Source organism: Alphaproteobacteria bacterium (genome assembly GCA_035625915.1).
Taxonomy (GTDB): Bacteria; Pseudomonadota; Alphaproteobacteria; order JACZXZ01; family JACZXZ01; genus DATDHA01.
The window spans coordinates 1-9,297 of sequence record DASPOR010000144.1 but is presented as its reverse complement, the minus strand read 5'-3'; the positions used below and the strand labels follow the sequence as shown (position 1 = coordinate 9,297).

The 9,297-nt window shown below is 62.5% G+C and carries 8 protein-coding genes; 2 read left to right on the top strand and 6 right to left on the bottom strand.

The genetic code is table 11. The features are described from left to right. The 3 genes from VEJ16_11640 to VEJ16_11630 all read right to left on the bottom strand — a co-directional run. Positions 1 to 558 (bottom strand): RNA polymerase sigma factor (locus VEJ16_11640; GenBank protein ID HYB10314.1); only part of this gene is annotated, 558 nt, incomplete at its 3' end. Positions 559 to 696: 138 nt separating this feature from the next. Beyond that, on the bottom strand, positions 697 to 2,763 hold the full coding sequence (locus VEJ16_11635) for an NADH:flavin oxidoreductase (protein ID HYB10313.1): 2,067 nt from the start codon (positions 2,761 to 2,763) through the stop codon (positions 697 to 699). Between the two features lie 56 nt (positions 2,764 to 2,819). Further along, on the bottom strand, positions 2,820 to 3,890 hold the full coding sequence (locus VEJ16_11630) for an LLM class flavin-dependent oxidoreductase (GenBank protein HYB10312.1): 1,071 nt from the start codon (positions 3,888 to 3,890) through the stop codon (positions 2,820 to 2,822). A gap of 180 nt (positions 3,891 to 4,070) precedes the next feature. On the opposite strand from VEJ16_11630, the gene VEJ16_11625 reads away from it, so the two are divergent. Beyond that, entirely contained in the window at positions 4,071 to 4,931 is an 861-nt protein-coding gene (locus VEJ16_11625) for a TauD/TfdA family dioxygenase (GenBank protein ID HYB10311.1), read from the top strand. A gap of 28 nt (positions 4,932 to 4,959) precedes the next feature. Next, complete coding sequence (locus VEJ16_11620; protein ID HYB10310.1) at positions 4,960 to 5,769, top strand: alpha/beta fold hydrolase; 810 nt, start codon at positions 4,960 to 4,962, stop codon at positions 5,767 to 5,769. A 124-nt stretch (positions 5,770 to 5,893) separates the two neighbouring features. Here VEJ16_11620 and VEJ16_11615 read toward each other — a convergent pair whose 3' ends face one another. The 3 genes from VEJ16_11615 to VEJ16_11605 all read right to left on the bottom strand — a co-directional run. Beyond that, positions 5,894 to 7,198 (bottom strand): FAD-dependent oxidoreductase, encoded by a 1,305-nt coding sequence (locus VEJ16_11615; protein HYB10309.1) that lies wholly within the window; start codon positions 7,196 to 7,198, stop codon positions 5,894 to 5,896. A gap of 50 nt (positions 7,199 to 7,248) precedes the next feature. Then, positions 7,249 to 8,850, bottom strand: coding sequence for a M20/M25/M40 family metallo-hydrolase (locus VEJ16_11610; GenBank protein ID HYB10308.1), 1,602 nt, complete (start codon positions 8,848 to 8,850; stop codon positions 7,249 to 7,251). 47 nt (positions 8,851 to 8,897) lie between these two features. Next, positions 8,898 to 9,297, bottom strand: a 400-nt coding sequence (locus tag VEJ16_11605) for a M24 family metallopeptidase (protein HYB10307.1), incomplete at its 5' end; no start/stop codon positions are given.

The window sequence follows — 9,297 nt, the reverse complement described above, 5'->3', positions numbered from 1 at the left end:
CAGTTGACGATTTGCGCGGTGGAGGCGGGTCTTGACGGTCTCGGGACGAATCGCGAGGTTTCGCGCCGTTTCTTCGATGCTCATTTGCTCGATGACGCGCATGACGAAGACGCTTCGAAACGCCGGTTCCAGCTTATCGATCGCCTGCTCGACAAGGCGACGGATTTCCCGACGCGCCGCCGCCTGCTCGGGATTCGATGCGACGGGTGGCGCCAGGAAGCTCGAATGATCGGCAGCCAGCGGCTCCACCACGTCGTGCAATGCCACCGTCGGCCGGCGGCGCCTCAGGCGCCGGAGCGCCTCGTTCACGGTGATACGGGATAGCCATGTCGAGAGGCTCGACTCCCCGCGGAAGCCGCTCAGATGGGTGAAGGCGCTGACATAGGCGTCTTGCACCGCGTCCTCGGCCTCGGTCTCGTCTTTTAGGATAATGCGCGCGATGCGCCACAGGGCGAGATTGTTGCGCTGCATGACCGCAGTGAAGGCATCGAGGTCGCCGCGCCGCATTCGTTCCACGAGCCCGGCGTCCTCCGCCATTCGCACCGTGACTCCACCCATTTCCTTCGTCCGCTTGGAATCCGTTCCCAACCCATTGGATTCATCGCGCGGAAAAAAGTTCCCGCGATTAACCGGCGAAAAAACGTCCTGACGCCAGATGCCGAGAATTTGCCGGCATGCCGGCAATGCTGAGACGCGCTAAAGCGCCATGCAGAGGCGCAGCGCATCGTAAATGGCGCCGTGCACGTTGCGGCTGGCCACGGCATCGCCGATCCGGTGCAGTTCGAAGGTGCTGTCCCCATTCCGTTTGCCCGGCTGCGGCCGACCGGCCAGGAGTGCTTCGATGTCGGTAACGCCGTCATTGAATGACTGTCCCCGCAGATCCCGATAGAGGGCATCGACCGGCACCGTGCCGTGTTCGACGACGATGAGCGAGGCGGTCATCTCGCTCTCCTGTCCCGTCAACTCGTGGCGAAAGGTCCCTGCGAGCCGGTTCCCGACACGGTCGACCCGGACCAACTGGCTATCGGTAACGACCTCGATATTGTTCAGGGCGAAGCGCTTTCGATAGATGGCGCGCTCGTGATAGGCCATCTCCAGCGCCACGAGGTTGTCGATTGTCACGAACTTCACGTGGCAACCATGCTCCGCCAAGTGGAGCGCGCAAGATACGGCCTCATGGCGACCGGTTCCGTCATAAACGATGACATCGTCCTTCGCACGGTTCGCGTCGCTTAATACATCCCACACGCTCGCGCAGTGTTCACCACCGTCGAGCCACTCGATATCGGGAATTCCTCCCGTCGCGATGATGACGGCGTCCGGCTTCTCGCGCAGGATGTCCTCGGTTTCGGCATAGGCGTTCAGCCGGACATCCACGCCCAAGCGCTCAAGCTCGGCCTCCCGCCAGGCCACGATGGCGATAAGATCGCGCCGCCACGTGGCGCGCACGGCAGTCAGTAATTGGCCGCCGAGCTTGGCGCCGGCCTCGAACAGCACGACCTCATGTCCACGTTCGGCGCATACGCGGGCAGCTTCGAGTCCGCCCGGCCCACCCCCGACCACGACGACTTTGCGCCCCGGCGCGGGGGATCGGGTGACGATCTGGGGCAGATGCTCCTCGCGCCCCGTGGCCGGGTTATGGATGCAGCCGACTTTCTTGTACATGCAATAAGAAGCGCCGATACACGGACGAATCCGATGCTCCTCGCCGCGCGCCAGTTTGTTGACGATTTGCGGGTCGGCGAAATGGGCGCGCGTCATCGCCACCATGTCGAGCAGGTTCTCGCCGATGGCGTGGCGTGCGGTGGCGATATCCGGGATCCGTGCTGCGTGGAAGACGGGAAGCCGCGTCTCGCGCTTAAAGGCGCCGACGACCTTGAGAAACGGCGCAATCGGCTGCGACATGCCGGGCATGTTATGCTCAGCCAGCGCGAGTTCCGTGTCCATCCGGCCGAAGATGCAGTTGAAGAAATCGATCAATCCCGAGCGCTCAAAGATGCCCGCGATTTTGAGGCATTCTTCGAAGTCGAGCCCGTCCGAGATTCCCTCGTCGACGACGAAGCGAATGCCCACGACGAGATTGCCGGCTTGGCGCCTAATCTCCTCGTGCACCATCAGGGCGAAGCGAACACGGTTTTCCGTCGAGCCGCCGAATTCATCGCTCCGACGATTGGTGCGCGGCGAGAAGAATTGCCCGATGAGATGCCCGCCGGAGAGCGTTTCGAGTCCGTCGAGCCCACCCTCCCGGCACCGTCGCGCGGCATGGCCGTACGCTTTCACGATCCGATCGATGTCGGCGCGATCCATTTCCTTTGGAAAACTTCGATGCTGCGTTTCGCGAATGCGCGAAGGGCCGAGTGCCGGCAGCCAGTTCATCGCCGTCGCGTCGGCTCGCCGGCCGAGGTGCGAGATCTGGCACATGAGTGCGGCACCGTGACGGTGGATGCGCGCCGAGAAAGCCTGAAAATAGGGAATTATCGCGTCGCTGCCGACGTCGATCTGACCGCCACCCCAGCTTGAATCGGCGTCGACCATGGACGACCCGCCGAACATGGTGAGAGCCAACCCGCCTTTCGCCTTTTCTTCGTGATAGCGCTGATAACGCTCCTTGGGGAGGCCGTTGTCATCGAGGGTGGAGGCGTGGCTGGTGCTCATGATGCGATTGCGCAGCCTCAGACCCTTGATCTCCAGTGGGCGCAACAGGGGATCGCCACCCTGCCGCGAAGAGACGCCCGAGGTATCAACGGAGGCGATGTTCGACATCGGAGCCCTTTCCTTCAACCGTTGCCACATTACCCCATCAAAGCGCCCAACGCCGCTTAATGGCGTCGAGCGGCCGCCGCGGCGGTCGGTTCGGCGAAGTGCGGCATCACCTCGGTGATGAAGAGTTCGAGCGAGCGCATTGCGAACTCGGGTGCCAGGCCAAAGTTCGCACCGTAGCAGAACTGCTCGACCCCGGCAGCCGCATAGGAATTGAGCTTATCGACGACCTCCTCCGGCGTCCCGAACACCATCGCGTCGCGGATTGCGTCTGGGCGAAAGTCGGCGCGGTCGGCGACCTGTTCGAGATCGGTCGGTTCGGGAAAGCCATTTTCGACGCCACCCACGTTTTTGAACAGGGTTTCGAATCGCCGGCTGTAGTCGATCGAAACCTCCACCGGTATGCGCCAGTCCTCCCGTCGGCTGTAAACACAAGTGCGCCGCAGCATGAGAAATCGCGGTCGCGGCGCACCCGGATATTTGGCCAAGGTCGCGCGGTAGCGCTCGCCGAGGATGCCGACCTCGGCGTGTGGGCGCGAAAGCGGAGTCGCCATGATATTCGCACCCTGCTCGAGCGCGAAATCGAAGGTGCCGGGATCGCGCGCCGCGACCCAGACCGGCGGGTGTGGCTTCTGGAGCGGCTTCGGCACCGACGTGGCGCGCGGAAAGCGCCACAGTGCACCGTTGTGCTCGTAGTCACCGCGCCAAAGCGCCTTGATCGCGGGCAGCATTTCCTTGACGTGCGCCACACCCTGCTGCTGAGGGATGCCGCCCGCCATGCGATCGAATTCGTATTGGAAGGCGCCGCGCGAGATACCGAACTCGAGCCGCCCACCGCTTAGAACGTCGCAAAGTGCCGCCTCTCCGGCAGCCCGAATCGGGTGCCAATAGGGGGCGACGATGACGGCCGTGCCGAGCCGGATCGTGCGGGTGTGTGCTGCCCAATGGGTCAACAGCGAGAAGGGATTGGGCGCAATAACGAGTTCGATTGAATGATGCTCGGCCGCCCAGGCGATCTCGAAGCCGCCCTGTTCGGCGAGTTTGACCAAATCCAGGGCATGCGCCGCAACCCGGCGGATGTCATCGCTTGCCCGGTAGCGTTCCATGTTGACGGCGATTGAAAACTTCAATCTTTCGCTCCCTTTGGATTCCAGGCTCTCGTCAACACAGCGCCGCGCGAAGGTCAGGCCGCCCTACTCGAACACGGGCGCATGCGATTTGACAAGCGCTGAAGCCTCCCCGTCACAATCGTCTTGCGCCAGCAGGGCCGTCATCTCTACGATCCTCTGTTCCGTGAAGGCTGGAGTCCGATGGGGTATCGAACGATCGACGTGGCACCACTGTCCGGGTCGATTGGCGCCGAGGTTCGCGGCGTCGATCTGGCGGCTGAGCTGAGCCAGGACACGTTCGCCGACGTCCATAACGCCTTCCTCGAGCATCTCGTCCTCGTCTTTCCGGATCAGCATCTGGCCCCTCCCCAGCAGATCGCGTTTGCGCGCCGCCTTGGCCCGGTCATGGTCGACCCCTTCATAGAGAGTGCCGCCGAGTTGCCCGAACTTATGGTCGTGGTCAAGGACACCCACGAAAAGCTGCTTTTCGGCGAGGGTTGGCATTCCGATAACTCGTATCTCGAGAAGCCGCCGCTTAGCTCGTTTCTCTACGCGCTCGAGGTGCCACCCTACGGCGGCGACACATTGTTCGCCAACCAGTACCTTGCCTATGAGACGCTGTCGCCGGGTTTGCGCGGCATGCTCGATGGCATGAAGGCGGTCCATAATCCCCTGGCTTACAATCAGGCGATTGCGGCAGGAAATTTCGGGGCGCACCGGACCATGCGCCTGCGCAACGACGCGGCGATGCAACAGGCGACCCGGATCGAGACCGAGCATCCGGTCGTGCGCACCCATCCGGAGACCGCGCGCAAGGCGCTCTATGTCAACCCCTTATACACGGTGCGCTTCAGCGGCTGGACGGAAGACGAGAGCCGGAGCTTGCTCGAGTTTCTGTGGCGTCACGCGGTTCGGCCGGAATTTACGTGCCGCTATCGATGGAGCGTCAATAGCCTCGCCTTTTGGGACAATCGATGCGTCATGCACCACGCGATCAACGACTATCACGGCCACCGTCGCGTCATGCATCGCGTAACGGCGGAAGGCGACCGCCCGGCGTGACGGCGCGCATATTCCCATGACGAGCGTCATGATCCGCGCAAACGACATCGGCATCCGCTACATGCTCGAGGGTGAGGGTGCGCCACTCGTGCTCATCCACGGCGTCGGCAACCAACTCGAGGCGTGGGATGGCGTTGCCGCTCGGCTGCGCGATCGCTTCCGGTTGCTACGCTATGACCTGAGGGGACATGGCGAGTCGGAAAAGGTGCCGGGGCCTTATCACATCGATGATTTCGCCGAGGATTTGCGCGCGCTGATCGAATCGCTCGATTTCGGTGGCTGCCACGTGGCCGGATTCTCGCTCGGCGGCCTGGTTGCCCAGGCATTCGCCATGACGCACCCGAACCAACTCCGCAAACTCGCGCTGATCAGCACGGTCGCCGGTCGCACCCCGCAAGAGAAAGCGCGCGTCGTCGAACGGCTCGACATGGTCGCATCGGGCATTCCTGGCGACTACTTCCGCAAATCCTTGGAGCGATGGTTCACCGACGATTTTCGACGGGCCAATCCGGATTTGATAGAGACGCTTGCGATGCGCAATCGGGCCAACGACCCCGCATGCTATGCCGCCGCCTATCGCGTCCTCGCGCTCACCGACTTTGCCGAGCGCCTTCACGAAATCGCCGCCGAGACCTTGGTGATGACCGGCGAGCACGATATCGGGTCCAATCCTCGCATGGCGCGCTTGATGGCTGAGCGCATTCCACGCGCGGTGCTACAAATTCTGCCCGGCTTACGCCATTCGATCCTTGTCGAAGCGCCGGACACGGTTAGCCAGATCCTTCGCACCTTCTTTTCCGGTGAGCCCGGCGCATCCGGGTCGAAACGGGGCCGATGAGCCATCAAGTTTCGGGTGCGCGTGTGAAGTAAACAATTCCGAAGTCGACCATCCAGCAATCACCGCCGCGACCGGCGGAGGTGTCCGCGCATTTCAATATCCCGTCCGACGGCTCCATCGCGCGTCATCGATCCACGAGCCAGCCTCGAAGAATGCCGAAGTAAAGCCGCGCCTCCACATAGGCGGGCCAGAGGGAATGGAACGGCATGGGTTTGATCCCGGTGATCGGAAAGTCGATCTCTGTCTTGGCAGCGCCGAGAGTCCGCTTGGCAAGCAAACGACCCATCTCCGTCGCCATCGCGATCCCGCGACCGTTATAGCCAAGGCCGATTCGCAGGCCCGATGCCGGCTCATGGATGTGGGGATAGTGATCGGTCGTGATCGCGACTTGCCCATTCCAGAAGTGGGTCCACCGAACGCCGCGAAGTTGTGGAAACAATTTAACGGCATAGTCGATGAGATGTCTAAAATGTTCGGGCCGGGACCGATCTCCCAGGTGACTTCGCCCGCCGATCAGGAAACGGCCCTGCGCATCGATCCGGTAATACGCATAAAAATTGGACTGCTCGTAGAGCACCGAGCGGGTCGGCATAATCTGTGCTGCCACCGACGGTTGCAGGGGTTCGGTTGCGGCTATCGCGGTATAAAGCGGAACGATACTCTCGCGCAAACGCGGCCACAGCCCATCCGTGTAGCCGTTCGTGCCGATGACCACTTGCTCGGCCCGAATCGTCGCCGAGGGCGTTTCGATCTGCCAGAATTTACCATCGCGTTTCAACTTCAATGCGGGCGTGGCGCCATAAATCCCGGCACCGGCCTTGCCTGCCGCGTCGGCGAGGCCCCTTGCGTAGCCCAGAGGATTGACGCTGCCGCCCCGCCGATCGAGGAACGCTCCGCGGTATCGCCGCGTCCCGGTTGCCCGTGCCGCGGCGTCCGCATCGAGAAATTCCACTGGAGCGCCGCGAGCGAGCCACTGTTGCGCCGCCGCTCGGACCCTTTCAAGGGACGATGCCGCGACGGCCGCCCGTATCGTGCCGCTTTGCTTCGCCTCGCAGTCGATACGATGACGCTCGACCAGGTCGAAAACAGCCTGGGGTGCCGAGCCCGCGAGCGCCACCATCCGGCGCCCCAGGTCGGGCCCAAAATCGCGCTCAACTTCGTCCGGATCGTGCTTGAGGCCCGGGTTCACCTGCCCGCCATTTCGACCGGAGGCGCCCCAGCCCGGTTCGTGAGCGTCGATCGCAACGGTATCCACACCCGCTTGCGCCAAATGCAGTGCCGTCGAGAGGCCGGTATAGCCGGCACCGACAACGGCAACCGAAACCGTGCAGTCGCGCTCGAGTGCCGGCGCCGATACGGGCGCTCGCGCCGTATCGGCGTAGAGACTGGGTGGCAGCGGACGGCGCTCATAAGGCACTTTTGCGTCCATCGATCTCGAGGCGGCCGAGCGCCTACGTACTATGGATTCGCTCATTGCCGCTAGAGCGGTTCGCCAGCGCCGGATCCCGATGCCGGCGTCGGCAGCCACCATTCTTCGCCGCGTACCGTTTGAATGTATTCCGGCCAACGCAGATCGACGGGCGGCTTGAAGTCCTTGGGGAGCAGTGGGGGCACCCATTTCGATCCACCCAATCCCCCTCCCGTGCGCTCGGAAAATTCCTCTTTGGCGCGCTTGAGAAACTCGGGACGGAGATAGAGGTCGAGAAAAGTCGCGGCAATCGTCTTCGCACCGAGCATGATGCCCGGATCGATTGCCGCGGGCAGGCCGCCCAGCGCGTTGTGCGTCCAGGCCGGGTATTCGTACCCTTCATTCGGCGGACGCAAGCGAGGCCGCATCGTGAGTAGCCGGACGGTTGGTGCGTGCCAGGTATAATCGACATAATCATCCGACGTGTAATTGAGCTGCCACTCCGGCAGCGCACGCCGCAACCGCGCTTCGTATTCACGGGGAGGCATGAGCCGCTCATTGTCGTCGATGAATGGATTCTCCATGGCTTCGAGGCCGAGGTTGGTCTGGATCTTCCGTGCAAATGCGCGCGCATCCTCGCCATATCTTGGCGGCCCGATCAATTCCATGTTCGCAAATGTGAGGTTCGTCATCGCGTGATTGGTAAGCCCGACGCGAGTCTTGGTAATCCACCGCGCGGAGGCTTTGCAGCCGGTCGTTGCCGCCGCATGCCGGGCATTGTTCTCGAGAACCTGGTAAATCTGCTGTTGAATGCCGAGTGCGGGCGAGCGCCAGGAATATTGAATTTGACTGAACCGAGGCGGCAGATTGTCCGATGTCGCATCGCCCGCAGCCATGACGTACTCGTTGAGGGTCCATGTGCCCGTGTGCGGGAACATCGCTTCTTTGGTGTACTTCGTCATCGTGTACATGAGGCATAGCGCATCGATGGCGCCCGGACAGCGCGCGGCGGTGTGTGAGGTGTGCGTCGAGGGAATGAGGCGCTTATCGATCCACCTTTCGGGTTGAAGCGTTTCGAACGTAAAAACGGCACTCCAATAGGAGCCGCATTGCGTATCGAGGATCGCGGTATTCGAAAAGTGGGGATGATATGAGATGAAGGCGTCGAAGCCGTCGAAATACCCCTTGGCGGCGTGCACGGGCTTGGAGCCGCACACCTTCTCCGCCGGCTCGCCGAACACCACGAGCGTACCTTCGAGCCCGAACTTTTCCATCGCCGCTTTCGCCGCCAGCGCGCCGGCAAGCGCTGTGGTGCCGAGGGCCGAATGCGGGTCCGTGTGGCCCGCGGCCCATGGATGGAGCCCTGCGCGCGGCGCCTGGTAGGGAACCACTTGCTGCGAGTTGGCGGGAACCGCGTCGTATTCGACGTAAGTGCCGAGCACCGGCGCGCCCTTGCCCCAGCGCGCCGCGAACGCGGTTGGCATCTCGCCAGACCCTTCCTCGACCGTGAACCCCTCCGAGCGCAGGAGATCGCAGTATGCCTTGGCCGATTTGTACTCGCGCCAGGCCGTCTCGGCATAATTCCAGATCCTGACATGCCAATCCGAAAAGCGCTTGTCGCGCTCCTGAATCCAATCGATTGCGAATTGCTTCTCTTTGTAGCGCTCGGACATCTGAGACATCTCCTTCGAAGCGGAAGAGTCACCGTCGCATCATGCCGTCATGCACAGATACGGTATTCGGGGACGAGCTTGCTCAATACCTCGCATCCCTTATCATCGATCGCGATCGTGTGACCGAGCGACATCGCCAAGTTATGGGGCGCGTCGATGAGGATGGCGTGCAGGAACAGCACCATGCCGGGCTGCATGATCGTGGCGTTACCTGAATAGATCATCGGTGGCACGTCCATCCAAGACGGCCGGAAGGTAGCGCCGAGCGAATAACCGCAAGCGGCAAGGCGCATTTCCCCGTAGCCCGCCTCGTCGAATACCCGCCGATGAGCGTCGTCGATCTCACCGAGCTTATGGCCCGGCCGAGCCGCCTCGGTCATCGCGCCGAGGGCCTCTCGCGTCGCATCGTACATCGCGCGCTGGCGCTCGTTGCCCGTTCCAACCGCG

Bases quoted from the DNA above. Each gene is read 5' to 3' on its own strand.
- VEJ16_11635 (HYB10313.1), bottom strand. From the start codon at position 2,763: ATGTCGAACATCGCCTCCGTTGATACCTCGGGCGTCTCTTCGCGGCAG.
- VEJ16_11625 (HYB10311.1), top strand. From the start codon at position 4,071: ATGGGGTATCGAACGATCGACGTGGCACCACTGTCCGGGTCGATTGGC.
- VEJ16_11620 (HYB10310.1), top strand. From the start codon at position 4,960: ATGATCCGCGCAAACGACATCGGCATCCGCTACATGCTCGAGGGTGAG.
- VEJ16_11615 (HYB10309.1), bottom strand. From the start codon at position 7,198: ATGGACGCAAAAGTGCCTTATGAGCGCCGTCCGCTGCCACCCAGTCTC.
- VEJ16_11610 (HYB10308.1), bottom strand. From the start codon at position 8,850: ATGTCCGAGCGCTACAAAGAGAAGCAATTCGCAATCGATTGGATTCAG.